The organism is Nostoc sp. FACHB-280 (assembly GCF_014697615.1).
GTDB lineage: Bacteria > Cyanobacteriota > Cyanobacteriia > Cyanobacteriales > Nostocaceae > Nostoc_B.
The window spans coordinates 184,483-202,347 of the sequence record NZ_JACJSD010000001.1 but is presented as its reverse complement, the minus strand read 5'-3'; the positions used below and the strand labels follow the sequence as shown (position 1 = coordinate 202,347).

Below are 17,865 nucleotides of genomic sequence, written 5' to 3'. Positions count from 1 at the left end.
CTCTATCCATAGTAAAAATGAGTATTGACCCTGTAGTTAATGCCCTTAAAAGTCTTGCTAAACCAGCGGCTTCTTTAGTTATTAATCAAGCTCAACGTAATGAAAGTGTAGTTAGACTTTTAAAACAATTCAATTTTGACCCAGTACAACCACCCAAAGATGTTGATGGGGTTTATGTTTATTCTTTAATTGAGTATGGTGTAGATAAGCAAGAAGTAATTTTAAACCTTTTTAGAGAAAGAGAAATTAAAAAATCTTTTTGGAGTGCTTATACCGCGAATAATCCCTTGGGGTTCTACCAAGAAGTAGAAAAATTTTTGCAGAGTAAGGATTTAAAATTTGAGATCCAACGGTCGAGAATTGAATTGCGCTCAGAGTTAGAGGAATTTGGGGAAACATTTATTAAAATTGCCAAAAAAACTAGCTCCATTGAGTTTCAGCCTTTCCCTGAATGGAATTTAGACGAGTATCCAACGGAATTTAAGTCATTAATTAAAGAAAAAATTCGCTCGTTTTGTGGTCGTCAATTTGTATTTGACACATTTCAGCAGTTTCGCAATAAACATTCCAGAGGTTATTTTACCGTAGTGGGTGATGCAGGAATGGGGAAAAGTACCATTGCTGCTAAATATGTCTGGGATAATAAATCACCATGCTATTTTAATGTCCGTTCTGATGGTCGCAATCGTGCGGAGCTATTTCTGGAAAGTATTCGCAAGCAATTAATTAAGCGTTATCAATTACAAAATGCTGATAAGGCTAATTTAGCTGATTTATTAGAACAGGTTAGTAAAAAAATCCCTGCTGGTGAACATCTGGCAATTGTAGTTGATGCGCTGGATGAAGTAGAACAAGAAGCAGGCGGAAATCTTTTAGATTTACCAACAGCACTTCCTGAAAATGTCTATTTTTTCCTAACTAGAAGACCATATACTATAGATAAAAAACGCTTGTCTGCACCAGATGTGCCGACACAAGAGCTAGATTTAAGGGCAAGTCAGTATGCTAGTTTAAGCCGTGACGATATTAAAGAGTATATTCGGTTCTTTTTGAATGACGATCCAGACTATAAGAATGCAATTAAGCAATGGATTCAAGAGCGTGATATTGCTGATGATGACTTTGTTGACCAGGTAGCAACTAAGAGTGAAAATAACTTTATGTACCTGCGTTATGTTTTGCCAGGAATTGCTAAAAGTGACTATAATGACCTGAGTTTAAAGCAATTACCCACAGGACTGCAAGAATATTATCAAATCCACTGGGAACGCATGGGGATGGATAATAAACCCCAGGAAGTAAAGGTATTTATTTTGTTTATTTTAGTGGAGATTGGCACACCAATTCCTTGTGAGATGATTGCGGCAATCGCTCAACAGGATGAATATGATGTGCAAGTAGTTTTAGATGAGTGGGTTGAATATTTGAAGCTGCAAAATCTCAAGGGAGAAAACTGCTACAGCATCTATCACAATAGTTTCTTAGACTTTTTGAAAGCAAAACGAGTTTTAGACGCTACACGCAAACTCTTTCAAGAGGTTAACAAATGGATTGCAGACTACCTTGTAAATAAGATGGCATAATATGGGAGAATTTGCAAACAAATTAGCAGCACAAAATCCTGCTTTTCAACGTGCTTACTTGGGTAGTTTAACCTCAAGCTTGGTTAAGTCAGGAAAGTTGGAGACATATTACCAAACACTAACTGATTTTGATTTTCTGGTGGTAAAGGTTAAGCATCCTGAGTTTGGAGTGCAAGCATTAATTGAAGATTATGATTTAATTGATGAATGGGCAGATATAGATCATCCAGAATATAACTCAGAAAAAATTAAAATTATTAAGTTAATTCAAGCAGCTTTGCAATTGTCTGCCCATATTGTTGCGGTTGATCAAAATCAGTTAGCTAGTCAGTTACACGGACATTTACTAGACAAAAAAATTCCAGTAGTTCAAGCACTGTTAATAAAAAGCAAGCAGCAAACTATAACACCTTGGTTATGTCCTTTAACTGCTAACCTAATCTCTGCTGATAGTAGTTTACTCCGAACTCTTACTGGGCATACTGCCTCAGTAAATGTAGTAGCTATTACTCCTGATGGTAAACAAGTAATTTCTGCCTCTTCTGATAAAACTATTAAAGTTTGGAATCTTGCAAAAGGCAAAGAACTTGTTACTCTCACTGGTCATAAAGGTGGAGTTACTGCAATTGCTGTTACACCTGATGGTAAACAAGTAATTTCTGGTTCATTTGATCAGACTCTTAAAGTATGGAATTTGGCAGAAGCAAAAGAACTGTTTACTCTTGATGGTCATGAGGACAGAATTAACGCAATTACTATTACACCTGATGGGCTAAAGATAATTTCTGCTTCTGATGACAAAACTCTTAAAGTATGGGAATTACAAACAGGTAAGCCACTATTTACTTTCCGTAAACATACAGGTGGAATTAATGACATTGCTATAACTCCTGATGGGTTAAGGGTAGTCTCCGCTTCTTATGACCAGACTCTTAAAGTATGGAACTTAGAAACAGGACAGGAAATTTTATCCTTCAAACGTCACATAAGCTCAGTAGTTAAAGTTGTTATATCACCTGATGATCAAAAAGTAATTTCTATTTCCTCAAACAACCATATTAAATTTTGGGATTTAGAAACAGGTATACAACTTCACACATTATATCATAATCCAAAGGACTCAATAATAGCAGTAATTTATAGTTATAATCAACCAAGTGTTGTTTATACTTCTCCAGATAATACTCTGACAATATGGAAGTTAGAAACAGATGAGAAAATATCAATTCCAATTGAGTATAGTAGCCCCATCAATTCGATAGTTGTTACACACGATTCCAAAAAAATAATTGCTGCTTTTGATGACACAACTCTCAAAGCCTATAATCTAGAAATAAGAAAGCAAAAACTAACTCCGATTGGCCATAGTAATTCGGTAAATGCAGTTGATATCACTCCTGATGGTAAACAAGTAATTTCTGCTTCTTCTGATAAGACTATTAAAGTTTGGAGTCTTGAGACCAAGGCTGAACTATATACTGTAAATTGTCATTACGCCTCAGTAAATTCAGTTGTTATCACACCTAATGGTAAAGAAGTTATTTCTGTCTCTGATGACGACACTGTTAAGGTCTGGAACTTGGCACTACAACAGCAGAATAATTCGGGTATAGCAAAGCCAAGTTTCTGGATTATTACTTCTGTGAAAGCAGTTGCAGTCACTCCTAATAGTAAGCATTTAATTACTGCTAACAATGATAGAACTTTTGCAGTTTGGGATTTAGAAACACGCAAAAAAGTTTTTAATTTTCCTGAAACTAAAAGAGAATTCAGCCAAGAATTAAAAATTTTTTACTCACCTACAGAGCAAACAATAACCCTTAGACAAAAAGATGATTGTCAACCTACTTCGGATGGAAAATGGTGGATTTTGATTTCAAAAACTGGCAAAAATATTAAAGTTATGGAAAATGCTACAAAAAAAGAAGTATTGAGTCTGACAATTGATAATAGAGTTAAAGAAATTACTTTGAACTCGAATGGAATGCTGGAAATATCTAAGGTTTATCAACCCAAAATATTACCTAAATCAGATTTTGATGTAATTATGTGGAATAATTTTCTATGGAATCTTCCACCTCTTGTAATCAAATATTTGAAGACTGGGGAGACAATCGAAATAAATAAAACTGGATTTGTTATAACTTCTGATGATGAGTGGTTAATTAAGGTAAAATATCCACACAAAATAACTATTTATAAAATAGGAAATCAATTTTCTATTTTTCCTATTAATAGTATTGATGCAAATGTAAAAATTCTCTTCCTTAATTCACAAGGTAAGCTAATGAATTTTCCTGGGCATACTAATTCTATCAATGCCGTTGCTATTACTCCAAATGGCACACAAGCAATTTCTGCCTCATCTGATACCAATCTCAAAGTTTGGAATCTATTAACTGGAAAAGAAAAATTGACCCTTACAGAGCATAGCCATGTAGTCAAAGCAGTGGTTGTTACACCTAATAGTAAAAAATTAATTTCTGGTTCATTTGATAAAACTATCAAAGTTTGGAATCTTGAAAACGGAGAAGAACTTTTCACTCTCTGTGGTCATACTGGCAGAGTGCAGGCAGTAGCTGTTACCCCTGATGGAAAACACGTAATTTCTGCTTCCGATGACAATACGCTCAAAGTCTGGAACTTAGAATTAAGGAAAGTTCTCACCACTTACATAGGAGATAGCTCAATTAATTGCTGTGCCGTTGCACCTGATGGCGTAACAATTGTAGCGGGGGATAGTTCTGGTAGGGTGCATTTTTTGCGTCTTGAGGGAATGGAAAGATAAGAAATGTAACATTTTAGGCTTTTATGACAAAAGTAATGAATATTTAATTGTTCGCTCTGACAAATTTGGCAAACAAAATATGTCATCATGCACTTACCTCTAAAATTACCTACTCCTAATCATCCCAGAGGACAGTCTAAGGAGTTTGAGCAAATTATTAACGCAAACAGCCACAATTTTATCGGGCGCAATTTTGTCTTCACGGCGATTAATGAATTTATTTACCGCTATCAGCGCGGTTACTTTACTATTATTGGCGCACCCGGTAGCGGTAAAAGTGCAATTTTAGCTAAATATGCCCTAGATAATCTTGATGTTGTCCATTACAACGTAGAAGTTGCGGGTAAAAATCGTGCTGAGGAATTCTTAAGAAATATCTGCACGCAATTAATAGAGATGTTTGCAATATCTCTCGATAACCAACCTGACCATACAACAAAAGGTAGTTGGTTTTTATCGTTGCTTCTTCAGCAAATCAGTGATCAGTTAGCACCCAATCAAAAGTTAGTTATTGCAATTGATGGCTTAAATTTTATTGACCGCAATAGTCAATCTCCTAGTGCAAATTTGTTTTATCTCCCGCGCTATCTCCCAGATAAGGTTTATTTTCTCCTGACGCGCCGACCATTTTTGCCAGAAAAGTCAGGTTTATTGATTGAAGCACCGTTCCAAAGTCTTGATTTAGCAGATTATGAGGCAGAAAATCAAGCGGATATTCAAGCTTATATTCAAAAGTACCTAACCGCAGAAGAGATCCCCCCAACCCCCCTTGAAAAGGGGGGCAAAGTTCCCCCTTTACTAAGGGGGGCTAGGGGGGATCTAAAATATTGGCTAAATAACCACCATATCAGTGAGCAGGAATTCTGCACGCGCCTCACCACTGAATCGGAAAATAATTTTATGTATCTCAGTCAAATCATAAATGCGATCGCTGATAATTTCTACTCTGAACCATTCCAATACAATCAACTCCCTCCAGGTTTAGAGACATATTATCAGCAGCATTTACAAACAATCCTGCCACCAGAAGAACACTCAGAATTTAAGCTTGCGGTATTGAATGAATTAGTCAAGCAGCAACAACCAATATCAGCCGCCGCAATTGCTGAAATTCTAGAGACAGATGAATTTGAAGTTGAAGAAGTTCTAGAAAACTGGCTAGAGTTCTTGCAACAAGAAAAAAACTCAGACGAAACCTATTACAGTCTTTATCATTCCCGCTTCCGCGACTGGTTAAGTAGACAACAAATCGCTCCACCATCGATGTAATAAAGGATAAAAGACAAATAATCCCACGCCCAAACACCAAAACACAAAGAAATACTTTGCGCCTTTGCGCCTTGGCGTGAGATTAGCCGATAACTTAGAAAAAGCCACTTACCGCAACCATCTAGCTGCATCTTTGGCATGGTAAGTTAAAATCAAGTCTGCACCAGCACGCTTAAAGCCAGTTAAAGTTTCCATAACTACACGCTCTTCATCTATCCAGCCATTCAAAGCCGCAGCTTTAATCATGGAATATTCACCGGAAACGTTGTAAGCTGCAACAGGTAAGTTACTTGCTTCCTTCACCCGCCAGATAATATCCATGTAAGCCAATGCAGGCTTAACCATGAGCATATCCGCACCTTCAGCAATATCTAATTCAATTTCTTTAATGGCTTCCCGACTGTTACCAGGATCCATTTGATAAGTTCTTCTGTCGCCAAATTGGGGTGTGGACTCAGCCGCATCGCGGAAAGGCCCATAATAAGCCGAAGCATACTTAGCAGCATAAGACAAAATGGGTGTATCTTGGAAACCAGCTTCGTCTAACGCAGTCCGAATTGCGTGGACAAAACCATCCATCATCCCTGAAGGTGCGATGATATCTGCACCAGCTTTGGCTTGAGAAACGGCGGTTTTCTTGAGCAATTCCAAGGTGGGGTCGTTGAGGACTCGTCCGGTTAAATCACCCACTTGCAAGTAACCGCAGTGACCATGACTGGTGTATTCACACAAGCAGGTGTCAACAATAACAATCAGGTCGGGAACTGATTCTTTAACAGCAGTGGCAGCTTTTTGGACAATTCCGCAATCATGCCAAGCACCAGTAGCATCAACGTCTTTATCTTCGGGAATGCCAAATAAAATAATGGCGGGAATGCCTAAGTCGTAAACTTCTTTGGCTTCTTCCACAATTTTGTCTACCGATAATTGGTAGACTCCAGGCATAGATTTAACTTCCTTGGCAATTCCGTCACCTGGTACAGCAAACAAGGGGTAAATTAAATCGTTGGTTGTGAGGATGGTTTCACGTACCATCCGACGCAGTTGGGGGTGGCTACGCAAACGACGGGGACGTTGTATGGGAAACATAGGTTTTTGTCAAGGAAACGATGTAATGGACACAAGTCAAAGCGGCACAAAAGTAGAGAAAAACCCTACTACTGTCAGACAAACTACAAACAGTGCTTAACTGTCCTTTGCCCTACTCTTGATGAAGCTGTAGGGCAATTTTGTATTCTACAACTTGGTTGCTACTTCATCTAGCTAACAGTTTGGGCAGAGAGATATTAATTTTTAATTCTGATCTAAAAACATTAAACCGCAGAAAGTTTTGCGAATTTCTTTGTTAACAATGTTCAAGTTTTTATTAGCAATTACCCTGACTGTGTTATAGAACACGAAAAATGAAGGGATAGCGGAAGGGTTGGTCTGGCTTGGTAAGCACACTGGCGATCGCCCAAATTGTTAATCCCCAATGCAGCGCATATCCGAGGAATACTAGAGGGAATAACAAACCAAAAGTTAACCAGAGCAGTGCTGTAATAATGATTCCATAAATCCAAACATTCAGGTGAAAATTAATAGATTCTTTGGCATTTTCTAGGACTACCGGATCATTAGCAATGAATAACATCGCGATCGGTATCCCCACAGACATAAACAGCGTACTGAAGAAAATCGCTGCGTGACACAAGGCAGAGAAAATCTTTCGCTTGTCTGGGTCGTACATACTTTTCTCCTTTGAAGGGTTAGAGGTTAGGGGTCAGGGGGGACAAGGGAGACAGGGGGGACAAGGGAGACAAGGGACGGGAGCAATCTTTCTACCTTGTCTACCCCCTCTACCTTGTCTCCCTTGTCTATTCCCACTCAGCACTTTTTGACCCTATCACGAGCCTCGTTGTTTTAAGATTAAAAGACTTACTAAAGTAGAGAAAAATTAAGTTAAGTAAAGTAACAAGGGTAAGTAATACATTTAGGTCAATTATGTCAACTGAAATTCAGTCAGAACTTTATCAAGCCGTAGAACAGCGACGTAATTTTGCGATTATTTCTCACCCTGACGCGGGGAAAACGACGCTGACAGAAAAGCTACTGTTGTACGGAGGTGCAATTCACGAAGCTGGTGCTGTGAAAGCACGAAGGGCGCAGCGCAAAGCTACTTCCGACTGGATGGCGATGGAACAGCAACGGGGTATTTCGATTACTTCGACGGTTTTACAGTTTGAGTACCAGAACTGTCAGATTAATTTATTAGATACCCCCGGACACCAAGATTTTAGCGAAGATACTTACCGGACTCTGGCTGCTGCTGATAATGCGGTGATGTTAATTGATGTGGCGAAAGGTTTGGAACCGCAAACCCGCAAATTATTTGAAGTATGTAAATTGCGGGGTTTGCCGATTTTCACCTTTGTGAATAAACTCGACCGTCCGGGTAGAGAACCTTTAGAACTGTTAGATGAAATTGAACAGGAACTAGGGTTGCAGACTTACGCTGTGAATTGGCCGATTGGGATGGGCGATCGCTTTAAGGGTGTATTTGATCGTCAGCAACAACAAATTCACTTGTTTGAACGCAGCGCCCACGGTAGCAAAGAAGCCCGTGATACTGTTGTTGAATTGGGTGATGCCACAATTGAACAACTGCTAGAAGAGGACTTGTACTACCAACTGAAAAATGATTTGGAACTGTTAGAGGGAGTCGGCCCGGAACTAGATTTGGAATTAGTGCATCAAGGCAAAATGACCCCAGTGTTCTTTGGTAGCGCCATGACTAACTTTGGCGTAGAGTTATTCCTCAAGTCTTTTCTTGACTATGCCTTAAAACCAGGTGTTCACAATAGCAGCGTCGGGGAAGTTCCGCCCACATATCCTGAGTTTTCGGGTTTTGTGTTCAAATTGCAAGCCAACATGGATCCAAAACACCGCGATCGCATCGCATTTGTCCGGGTCTGCACTGGCAGATTTGAAAAAGATATGACAGTCAATCACGCCCGCACAGGCAAAGTCGTACGTTTATCACGTCCGCAAAAACTCTTTGCCCAAGAACGGGAATCGATTGATGTCGCATATCCAGGTGATGTCATCGGCTTAAATAATCCCGGTGTATTTGCGATCGGCGATACCATTTACACAGGGCAGAAATTGGAATACGAGGGAATTCCATATTTTTCACCAGAACTGTTTGCCACCCTCAGAAACCCCAACCCCTCAAAGTTTAAGCAATTTCAAAAAGGGATTTCGGAATTGCGCGAAGAAGGTGCTGTGCAGATTATGTACTCAACTGATGAAGCTAAACGCGAACCAATTTTGGCGGCGGTGGGTCAGTTGCAATTTGAAGTGGTGCAGTTTCGCCTACAAAACGAGTATGGCGTAGAAACAATTCTCGATTTATTACCCTACAGCGTCGCCCGTTGGGTAGAAGGTGGTTGGGAAGCTTTGAACAAGGTGGGACGTTTATTTAACACCACCACAGTCAAAGACAGTATGGATCGGCCAGTGTTACTATTCCGCAATGAATGGAATTGTCATCAGTTACTAGAAGACCATCCAGATTTAAAATTAAGCGCGATCGCCCCGGTATTTTATGGACAATCATCAGTGGAATCTTGAAACAGAATGCAGAAGTCAGAATCCAGAATTCAGAACTTCTGATTCCTGACTCCTGATTCCTATTTATCGGGTATAGTTGATGTCCACGGCATCGCGGGGTCGCGTTGTTATATCACCGTGGATTCAAAGTCAAAAGCTAAAAGTGAAAAGTAAAAAGAAAATTTTATATCTAAAACGCAAGGCGCAGCAGTCTAGGGACTGGTGAGCGACTTTGTTCTTCTTTACTTTTGCCTTTTAAATTTTTACTTTTACCTTATTCTGTCAGTTAGCAGAGATTGGAGTGCCAGAAATTCTATGCCTTCACGCGCTGAATCATCTTTGGAGGCTGGTTTAACTGCCCTCAAGCAGGGAGATTACCAAACAGCGATCGCTCAACTCGAACCTGTGGCTAGTAGTAAAGGCAACAGCACTACTAGCTTACAAGCTCGTGTGGGGTTAGTTATGGCTTATGCCCGGACTGGTGAAGCCCGCAAGGCGATCGCTTTGTGTCAAACTCTCAGAGACAGCCAAAATCCCCAAGTTCAAGAGTGGGCAGAACGCGCTCTGACACATTTAACAAAACGTAAAAAAACAAAAAAAGTATCTTCTCAAACATCAAAACAACCGACAAACCCCGGCAATTCATCGGCTGTGTCATCCAGACGAGTCCAACAGCCTGTGCTGGAAAAAACAGCACAATCAGGGAATTATCAAAATATTTTTATCGAAACGCCTGTAGGATCACAAAATCAATTTATAGAGTCGGCTGAATATACACCAACTCAGCGATTAAATATTTACTGGCGACAAGCAAAACGCGCCAAAGTCTGGCAACCTCTACGTAAACCAAAATTACTGCCCTTACGGTTAAAAGCCTTGGGAACTCTGGTGGCTTTGTTTTGGGTGATAGACTTCTTTTTCAAGTTAGCAATGGTCTCGGTGAATGTAATTTTAGACAAATTACCCTATTTGGCACCATTGCAACTTTTCTACCGTGACCCCAAGCTGATAGTAATTGGCATTTTAATTATCGCCAGTGCGGTTTCCCCTTGGTTACTTGATTGGTTACTAGGGCGATTTTGTAGTCAGCAACCGCTATCAAAGGATGTTTTACATAGCCGCAGCCGAGAAACAGCCAGAGTCCTGCAACGTTACTGTCAGCAAAAACGTTGGCAATTACCTCATCTGCGAATTATCCCCATCAATACACCCATTGCTTTCACTTATGGCAATCTGCCCCGCAATGCCCGAATTGTCGTCAGTCAAGGGCTATTAAATCAACTGGCAGATGATGAAATTGCCGTGATTTATGCAACTGAGTTGGGACATATTGCCCACGGTGATTATTTAGTGATGTCGTTAGTATTGTTGGTGACTTTGCCGATTTATCGCTTATATCAGCAAATATCTCAGTGGGGAAACAATGTTCCTCCCGGTTTTTGGCAGTGGCCGTTTAATATATTTTCCAGTCTGACTTATGGAATGTGGTGTTTATTGACTGGGACGGCTTTATGGTTATCGCGTTCACGTCATTATTATAGCGATCGCCTAGCAGCCGAAATTACTGGTAATCCTAATGCCTTAATTCGGGCTTTCTTAAAAATTGCGATCGGTACTGCCCATGACATTCAACAATTACAACACACCAACTGTCAGCTCGAAAGTTTGAATCTGCTCATGCCTATTAGCTATCAACAAAGTTTATCTTTGGGTAGCATAGCTGGGCATATTCCCTTTGAATCAGCCTTGATGTGGGATTATCTCAATCCCTATCGTCACTGGTTAGCCATTAATAATAGCCATCCACCCATCGGCCAGCGCATTCAATGGCTGTGTCAAATCGCCCGTCACTGGCACATAGAAACCGAACTGCACCTCAGCAGCGAACAATTTATTAAAACTACACGCCAATCATTCTTACTACAAATCTCTCCCTTTTTAGGCATTCCCGTTGGTTTTGGCTTTGCAGGGTTGATTTGGTTGAGTTGGCAAACTGCTTTTAGTCTCAAATTTTTAAACTTGAAATGGATTTATGAAGATTGGAACTTTGTCAGTGGTTGCTTACTGATTGGTTTTAGCATTGGCTTGGTTATTCGGATGAATAGTTTTTTCCCGAATCTCAAAACTGCGAATGGGCAAACTGATCAAAGTTTACCGAACTTGTTAGCCAATCCATCCGCCATCCCCATTGATAGCACTAGCATTTGTCTGACTGGCAAATTACTAGGTCGTCCCGGTACAGCCAACGCTCTTGCCCAAGACTTAATCTTACAATCCAGCACAGGTTTAGTGAAGTTACACCACGTTCCTTGGCTATGTTTAGGGCAGAAAACCCAATTGCAAGATTTGATTGGTAGGCAAATTACCGTCGTCGGCTGGTTTCGTCGCGGCGCAACACCTTGGCTTGATATCCACACCGTCCAAACTCAAACAGGAACCACCATTTCTAGCCCTCATCCCATTTGGTCTACCATCTTAGCCGTAGCCGCCCAAGCTTGGGGTGCTTATATTTTTCTCATGGGCTAGTACAACAAGGCAAAAGTAAAAAGTGAGCCACTGCGTTGGGCGGGTTTCCCGACTCCCTCAGTGGCGAACTCTGGAGGAGCCAAAAGGACAAAGAAAGAATAGACAACCTTTATGCGTAATTCCTGCGATGACAAAACTTGCAACATTTCTTTACAAGTGTTACATTTATTAACAATATATTTAACAACCAGCATAACTTAGCATTCCGGCTAAGTAATTGTTGTTAGATGCTTGCGCCAATGCCTCTTTTATCCTCCCAACACAGCAGCAGCTAGACCAGCCAATGGCTGGTTTTTGTTTCAGATATTCGCTCTTGAGAAAAAAATGTATTTTATGTTACTATTGATTGGCAATATAATCGGAAATGTGTGTTCTGAACTAGCTACGTAGAAGATACCGTGATAATGTAAGGAATGGTGTTGAATTCTGCGGGCAAGGACATCAAAAAAAATGTTTACTGTGGCAGACAGTAGGCTAATAAATTTACAAATTTTAGAATTAAGGTGGTATGAACTGAGCGTTGTATGCGCTTTTGTAATATACAAGCTTTATCCAAACGAAAAACTGTATTGTATAAGTTGACAGTTTGGAGTAAAAAAAATTGGTTTATGGCAAATTTAATCAAAAGCATCTATTTAATTAACAGCCAAAACCAAGTGATTGTTCTCTTGCCTTGCTTCGTTCATTAAACTCTGGAGGTATAGTTCATGTCCGTTCGCCTATACATAGGCAATTTGCCAAAAGAAGAAATAGATCGCCAAGACTTGCAAGCGGTTTTTGCAGCCGAGGGCGATGCTGTCACCACGAAATTAATTAAAGACCGGAAAACTGGTAAATGTCGTGGTTTTGGTTTCTTAACCGTCAACAATGACGAACAAGCTGATCAAATTATTGAAAAATATAATGGTCAGTTGTTCAAAGATACCCCCATTAAGCTAGAAAAAGCATTACCCCGTACCAAGGGTGATGAAGGCGAAGAACAAGCGCCAAAAGCTGCTAACAACCCAACTCCCAGCAGCAACAAAGAAGGCAATCGCCGTGACAAAGGTTCTAAGAAGTCTAAGCGTAGCGGTGGTGGACGCGAAACTACTACCACAACAGACTCAGATGCAATTCGTCCAGATCCCCGTTGGGCATCTGAACTAGAAAAGCTGAAGCAGATGTTAGCAGCGCAAACCACAAATTAAGACTAGCAATGGAGAAATTAAAAATTAAAAATCCAATTTCAGGTTTTTAATTTTTAATTGTCCACAAGTCCTGACTTTGCGAATCTAAAGATTACTGGCAACTGTAATTAACAGAGCGTAAAAGCACAACGGCTTGTCATGAACATAGCTAGTGCTGGTTGGTAGTAGAGTGACTAAAAAACAAGCTACACAGAGTTCGGTTTGACTAAAGTTTGTCCAAATCTTCCAGAGTTCCGAACCGCTAGTGTGAGGGACATCAATACTCTGAAACCAGGAGAGGCATAGTATTAACTATGTCTCTCCTGGGTTTGTTTACAAAGCAAATCTTTTGGTAAGCGTAGTGTAATGTAGCTCATCATACAGATGATCTGTAATCTATCACTTGTAACCTGTGATGAAATTTAACTCAGTGTTGCATATAGCGTTTATCTATCTAATGAAGTACACTGAATGAAATAGAGGTACGTATCCTAGTGAAAGGTAAAAATGAAAGCATATTCCCTCGATTTACGCCAAAAAATTCTTGATACATATTTACAAGGGGGAATATCACAACGTCAATTAGCCAAAAGATTTTGTGTAACTTTAAGTTTTATCGAGAAATTACTAAAACAGTATAGAGAAACAGGTAGTATTGCGCCTAAAGTCAGGACGGAACAAACACCACCAAAACTAAACGCTGAACAATTTAATGTTCTCAAAGAGATAGTGGAAGCAAACAATGATGCTACTTTAGCAGAAATTCGCGTAATTCTAGCAGAAAAAACAGGAGTCATAATTAGTATTTCTACAGTAGATAGAATGTTACAGAAGATGGAAATCAGCCTAAAAAAAAACATTGCACGCCTCGGAAAAAGAAACTGAAAGAGTTCAATCATTAAGAGTACAATTCTGGCTTCAACTTCAGGGTATACCAGCCGAAAATCTCATATTTATTGACGAAGCAGGAGCTAATCTATCTTTAATAAGACACTCGGCTCGCTCTAAAAAAGGTAAAAGAGCGCATGGTCAAAGACCTCAAAAACGTTGTAAGAATGTCTCTATAATTGGTGCGCTCGCTCTGAAAGGTGTGATTAGCCAATATAGCATTTTAGGTGCAACTGATGGACTCACATTTGAGGCTTATATCTCTCAAAAATTAGTTCCAAGACTTTGGGCAGGTGCTTATGTAATCATCGACAATTGTTCAATCCATAAAGGTGCAGAGATTGAGAAGATAATCCAGTCCGCTGGCGCTAAATTGATTTATTTACCACCATATTCCCCTGATTTTTCCCCTATTGAAAATTGTTGGTCAAAAATTAAAAATTTATTACGTTCTATTGGTGCTAGAAGTTATCCAGACTTAGCAAAAGCGATTGAAACTGCTTTTAGTCAAATCACATTAAATGATATTCATAATTGGTTTACCCATTGTTGCTACTGTACTTCACTAGATTGATAAATGCTATAAGCGTTGGAAATAACAATACATACGTGTCACAATCAATTATGGAAATATTACTGAACTGCTTAAGCAGTCTAACCGGAGGCAGATGTATCTTCTGCCTCTTTCACTATATAGACAACAAATGACTAATGACTTTATCTCATGAATTATGGGTGGCAAATCAAGATTTAGGGCAAGCTTGTCTAGAGCATCCTTTTGTACAAGGTATCGCTGATGGTACGCTTGAACCGTCTAAATTTGCTTACTATGTGGGACAAGATGCTTTTTTCTTAGAAGCTTTTGCCCGTGCTTATAGCATCGCCGCAGCGAAAGCACCAGATTGGCAAGGTTTTAATATATTTCACAATTTAGTCAGTGGGGTTTTAGCCGAGTTACAACTACATCAAAGCTATGCAGCCAAGTGGGGAGTTAATTTACACTCTGTAGAGCCGGGTGCAGCTACTCGCCGCTACACAGATTTTTTGTTAGCTACAGCTTGGAGTAGTGACGTTGGGATAACGGCGGCGGCGATGTCACCTTGTATGCGTTTATATGCTTTTTTGGGGGAACAGTTAGCTTGTCATGGTATTCCCCATCATCAATATGCAGATTGGATTCGGACTTACAGCAGTGGAGATTTTCAACCACTAACTCAGCAATTAGAAAGTTTGGTGGATAACTACGCCACAAATCACGCTTTGGTTCATTCAACTTACCGTTACGCTATGCTGTGCGAACGTGATTTTTTTGCAGCTGCGTGGAATTATGGGAGTCTGGTTTGATTTTTTGTGAGTAAATCAGACAAGGGAGACAAGAGAGGGAGAGGTTTGTAAATCATTTAGGATGGCTATATATAATTACTGACTAAAAATTTACTATGAAAGCAGAAGCAGAAAGCGATCGCAGGTTAACTTGTGAAGTAGAGACTACGCTCAAAGTAATTGGTGGACGCTGGAAAGTTTTAATTATTCGAGAATTAATAACTGGTGTCAAACGTTTTGGTGAATTGCAACGCAGTTTACCGGGAATCACACAAAAAATGTTGACTCAGCAACTCAGAGAAATGGAAGAAGATGGGATAGTACATCGACAAGTTTATGCTGAAATCCCTCCCAAAGTAGAATATTCACTCACAAACTTGGGGGAAAGTCTGAAACCGATTCTTTATGCAATGCACGATTGGGCTGTTGAACATTTCCAGCAGAATTCAGGAGTCAGAATTCGGAATTCAGAATAGAATATTCCAATTCAAAAACATCCCTATTATTTAGGGACAAGGAAGACAAGGAGGACAAGGAAGATGGTAGTTTGGTTGAGTAAACAAATTAGATATATCAGTAATCAGATATGTTAGGAAAATTTAATTAGTCTGTAGATATTCAACTGCTGCGGCTAATTTCGAGGGGTAGCCTTTAGCGAATTCTTCAAACCATAATCCTTCGGGAGAGAAAGGATCTAATTTATCTAACCATTCTTTGGCTTGTTTTTGTAAAAGTTCTAATTGTTGAGCTTTGATTTGTTCTTGGCGAATGCGTTCTTGTTCTAGTTCTTGCTGTCTTTGCAATTCCTCGGCTGCGGCTTGCGCTTCGATATCAGCTTTTACATCCGCCAAAATATTATCGATAATCGACTGTGACTTAGATGGCGGTGTAGAAATGAATGGTGGAACTATGTCGGGTTTTGGTTGTTGTGGTGTAGGCGTGGGTTTGGCGGGATCATATTCCGCTTTGATTTGAGCTAATAGTTTATCAATAGAGTCCATTTTTGTTACTTTTATGTGTGAGCGATCGCTAAAATGAAAGTTAACCGCAGATGCACAGGAATGCACGCGGATAAAATAATCATAGTGTTGAATTGTGAGCCTAATCGTTAATAGCGTTGAGCAACACTTCAGACAAACTTAAATCTTCCATATCTTCCATTGTAATGGTGTCACAAATATCGAATTTTGCCCCAGCACCTTGCAGTTCATCATCTAATACTTTCAGAAACCGAGTAGCTTGGGGATCTGTGCCAACTTGAATAAAGGAAATTCCGAGTTCTTCATCTCTATCCATCCGCCGAGAAGCTTCTATAATAACTCGCATGACTGCTTTGCGATCGTCTGGTTCTCCATCAGTTATTACTAAAATTGTGTCGCCATTGGGCTTTGCTTTACCGGCAGCTTTGCGTTGAAAATAATCATCAGTGGCATGTTTTAATACTGCTGCTAAATCGGTTGTTCCTGATGGATCATTTTCTTGAAAGATTTGTGTAACTTTACTAGCAGTTACATTGTCATAACGCTTAAATCTTCCCGAAAATACATACAAAGTAATCCCATCAGGGTCAAATTGTTCACACTTACTAGCTAAAGCCAAAGTAGATTCTTGGGCTGCAACCCAGCGACTTCTCCCACCTTTTTGATCTTGGGTCGCCATACTGCCACTTTTGTCAATAATTAGAGTATAATCTCGGCTGTCTAGCATAATTAAGTTCTCCAATTAGTTATTAGTCATTTGTTATTAGTCATTTGTCATCTGGTAAAAATCAGAAATTTACTAATCATTGACTATTGACTATTAACAGCTCAATCTGTAATTGCATTCATCAAGACATCAGCAAGACTCATTTCTTCTAAATCGTCTAAAGTGATGGTATCGCAGATATCAAATTTTGCTCCGACACCTTGTAATTGATCATCTAAGGCTTTGAGAAACTTTGTGGCTTGGGGATCTGAACCTACTTGAATAATAGATATTGCCAGTTCTTCATCTCGCTCCATTTGACGAGATGCTTGGATAATTACTTCAAATACAGCTTTGCGATCGTCAGGTTCACCATCAGTAATTACTAATATTGTTTCACCATTGGGTTTGGTTTTACCAGCGGCTTTACGTTGAAAATAATTAGTGGTTGCATCAAGCAGTACACCAGCCAAGTTGGTAGTACCTGCGGGGTCATTTTCTTGAAAAATCTGTAAAACTTTAGCTGATGTCACATCGTCGTAACGCTTGAATCTGCCAGAAAATACATATACAGTGATGCCGTCTGGGTCAAATTGTTCGCATTTTCGTGCTAAAGCCAGAGTAGATTCTTGGGCTATATCCCATCTACTTCTACCACCTGCCTGATCAGGTGTAGACATACTACCGCTTTTGTCTAAGATTAATGTATAGTCGCGATCGCTCATCATATTTTCCTTGCTAATTGTTCTGTTGTGCTACTAGTCTAGTCTACGAGTCTTGTAACTCGGCAAGCCTTTTAGGTATAAATTAACAGAATTACTAAGTATTATAAATGATGTGATTTTTATAACACAGTATTTGTTGAAGGTCAGAATACAAAGATACTCAGGTTTATCGCAATTTGAGACAATAAGTCCGAAATTCAGTTTTATTTGGTATAGTTTGCATTTACAAAAATCATCTATCTTTGGGATAGTCAATTACATCTCGCAATCAGACTGAATGCGGAAAACTTATCTAATATTATGGCATTAAAATGAGATAT

The 17,865-nt window shown here is 39.5% G+C and carries 14 protein-coding genes; 9 read left to right on the top strand and 5 right to left on the bottom strand.

The features are described from left to right. Nucleotides 1-17: 17 nt before the first annotated feature. The 3 genes from H6G75_RS00760 to H6G75_RS00750 all read left to right on the top strand — a co-directional run bounded on the left by H6G75_RS00760 (nucleotide 18) and on the right by H6G75_RS00750 (nucleotide 5,640). A complete protein-coding gene (locus H6G75_RS00760; protein WP_190978103.1) occupies nucleotides 18-1,583 on the top strand; it encodes an NACHT domain protein in 1,566 nt (521 codons plus the stop codon). A 1-nt stretch (nucleotide 1,584) separates the two neighbouring features. Continuing rightward, nucleotides 1,585-4,371 (top strand): WD40 repeat domain-containing protein, encoded by a 2,787-nt coding sequence (locus tag H6G75_RS00755; RefSeq protein WP_190978102.1) that lies wholly within the window; start codon nucleotides 1,585-1,587, stop codon nucleotides 4,369-4,371. 87 nt (nucleotides 4,372-4,458) lie between these two features. Then, entirely contained in the window at nucleotides 4,459-5,640 is a 1,182-nt protein-coding gene (locus H6G75_RS00750) for an ATP-binding protein (protein WP_190978101.1), read from the top strand. Nucleotides 5,641-5,748: 108 nt separating this feature from the next. On the opposite strand, the gene hemB is transcribed toward H6G75_RS00750, so the two are convergent. Next, on the bottom strand, nucleotides 5,749-6,729 hold the full coding sequence (gene hemB, locus H6G75_RS00745) for a porphobilinogen synthase (RefSeq protein ID WP_190978100.1): 981 nt from the start codon (nucleotides 6,727-6,729) through the stop codon (nucleotides 5,749-5,751). Nucleotides 6,730-7,027: 298 nt separating this feature from the next. Continuing rightward, a complete protein-coding gene (locus H6G75_RS00740; RefSeq protein WP_190978099.1) occupies nucleotides 7,028-7,369 on the bottom strand; it encodes a DUF4870 domain-containing protein in 342 nt (113 codons plus the stop codon). A 254-nt stretch (nucleotides 7,370-7,623) separates the two neighbouring features. Here H6G75_RS00740 and prfC point away from each other — a divergent pair, with 254 nt between their 5' ends. From prfC to H6G75_RS00710, 6 genes are all read left to right on the top strand, one after another. Then, nucleotides 7,624-9,252 (top strand): peptide chain release factor 3, encoded by a 1,629-nt coding sequence (gene prfC, locus H6G75_RS00735; RefSeq protein ID WP_190978098.1) that lies wholly within the window; start codon nucleotides 7,624-7,626, stop codon nucleotides 9,250-9,252. A 294-nt stretch (nucleotides 9,253-9,546) separates the two neighbouring features. After that, nucleotides 9,547-11,757: a M48 family metallopeptidase gene (locus tag H6G75_RS00730; protein WP_190978097.1), complete on the top strand. Its 2,211-nt coding sequence runs from the start codon at nucleotides 9,547-9,549 to the stop codon at nucleotides 11,755-11,757. A gap of 707 nt (nucleotides 11,758-12,464) precedes the next feature. Beyond that, nucleotides 12,465-12,944 carry an RNA-binding protein gene (locus H6G75_RS00725; protein WP_190978096.1) on the top strand — a complete coding sequence of 160 codons (480 nt, stop codon included), beginning with the start codon at nucleotides 12,465-12,467 and terminating at the stop codon, nucleotides 12,942-12,944. A 486-nt stretch (nucleotides 12,945-13,430) separates the two neighbouring features. After that, nucleotides 13,431-14,385, top strand: a protein-coding gene (locus H6G75_RS00720) for an IS630 family transposase (protein WP_242051428.1) whose coding sequence is annotated in 2 segments (ribosomal slippage) — nucleotides 13,431-13,774 and nucleotides 13,773-14,385 — 957 coding nt in all. Because the reading frame shifts where the segments join, the coding sequence is not laid out codon by codon here. Between the two features lie 137 nt (nucleotides 14,386-14,522). Next, the gene (locus H6G75_RS00715) at nucleotides 14,523-15,155 is read left to right on the top strand and encodes a TenA family protein (protein WP_190978095.1); all 633 of its coding nucleotides are present in this window, start codon (nucleotides 14,523-14,525) and stop codon (nucleotides 15,153-15,155) included. 95 nt (nucleotides 15,156-15,250) lie between these two features. Further along, on the top strand, nucleotides 15,251-15,610 hold the full coding sequence (locus tag H6G75_RS00710) for a helix-turn-helix domain-containing protein (protein WP_190978094.1): 360 nt from the start codon (nucleotides 15,251-15,253) through the stop codon (nucleotides 15,608-15,610). Between the two features lie 123 nt (nucleotides 15,611-15,733). Here H6G75_RS00710 and H6G75_RS00705 read toward each other — a convergent pair whose 3' ends face one another. The 3 genes from H6G75_RS00705 to H6G75_RS00695 form a co-directional block, all read right to left on the bottom strand. Beyond that, a complete protein-coding gene (locus H6G75_RS00705) occupies nucleotides 15,734-16,135 on the bottom strand; it encodes a salt stress protein, Slr1339 family (RefSeq protein WP_190978093.1) in 402 nt (133 codons plus the stop codon). A gap of 100 nt (nucleotides 16,136-16,235) precedes the next feature. After that, the gene (locus H6G75_RS00700; RefSeq protein ID WP_190978092.1) at nucleotides 16,236-16,841 is read right to left on the bottom strand and encodes a VWA domain-containing protein; all 606 of its coding nucleotides are present in this window, start codon (nucleotides 16,839-16,841) and stop codon (nucleotides 16,236-16,238) included. A gap of 101 nt (nucleotides 16,842-16,942) precedes the next feature. Then, a complete protein-coding gene (locus tag H6G75_RS00695; protein WP_190978091.1) occupies nucleotides 16,943-17,548 on the bottom strand; it encodes a VWA domain-containing protein in 606 nt (201 codons plus the stop codon). Nucleotides 17,549-17,865: the final 317 nt, after the last annotated feature.

Excerpts from the sequence above, each read along its gene's own strand:
- H6G75_RS00760 (WP_190978103.1), top strand. The coding sequence starts at position 18 with ATGAGTATTGACCCTGTAGTTAATGCCCTTAAAAGTCTTGCTAAACCA.
- H6G75_RS00755 (WP_190978102.1), top strand. The coding sequence starts at position 1,585 with ATGGGAGAATTTGCAAACAAATTAGCAGCACAAAATCCTGCTTTTCAA.
- H6G75_RS00750 (WP_190978101.1), top strand. The coding sequence starts at position 4,459 with ATGCACTTACCTCTAAAATTACCTACTCCTAATCATCCCAGAGGACAG.
- hemB (WP_190978100.1), bottom strand. The coding sequence starts at position 6,729 with ATGTTTCCCATACAACGTCCCCGTCGTTTGCGTAGCCACCCCCAACTG.
- H6G75_RS00740 (WP_190978099.1), bottom strand. The coding sequence starts at position 7,369 with ATGTACGACCCAGACAAGCGAAAGATTTTCTCTGCCTTGTGTCACGCA.
- prfC (WP_190978098.1), top strand. The coding sequence starts at position 7,624 with ATGTCAACTGAAATTCAGTCAGAACTTTATCAAGCCGTAGAACAGCGA.
- H6G75_RS00730 (WP_190978097.1), top strand. The coding sequence starts at position 9,547 with ATGCCTTCACGCGCTGAATCATCTTTGGAGGCTGGTTTAACTGCCCTC.
- H6G75_RS00725 (WP_190978096.1), top strand. The coding sequence starts at position 12,465 with ATGTCCGTTCGCCTATACATAGGCAATTTGCCAAAAGAAGAAATAGAT.
- H6G75_RS00715 (WP_190978095.1), top strand. The coding sequence starts at position 14,523 with ATGACTTTATCTCATGAATTATGGGTGGCAAATCAAGATTTAGGGCAA.
- H6G75_RS00710 (WP_190978094.1), top strand. The coding sequence starts at position 15,251 with ATGAAAGCAGAAGCAGAAAGCGATCGCAGGTTAACTTGTGAAGTAGAG.
- H6G75_RS00705 (WP_190978093.1), bottom strand. The coding sequence starts at position 16,135 with ATGGACTCTATTGATAAACTATTAGCTCAAATCAAAGCGGAATATGAT.
- H6G75_RS00700 (WP_190978092.1), bottom strand. The coding sequence starts at position 16,841 with ATGCTAGACAGCCGAGATTATACTCTAATTATTGACAAAAGTGGCAGT.
- H6G75_RS00695 (WP_190978091.1), bottom strand. The coding sequence starts at position 17,548 with ATGATGAGCGATCGCGACTATACATTAATCTTAGACAAAAGCGGTAGT.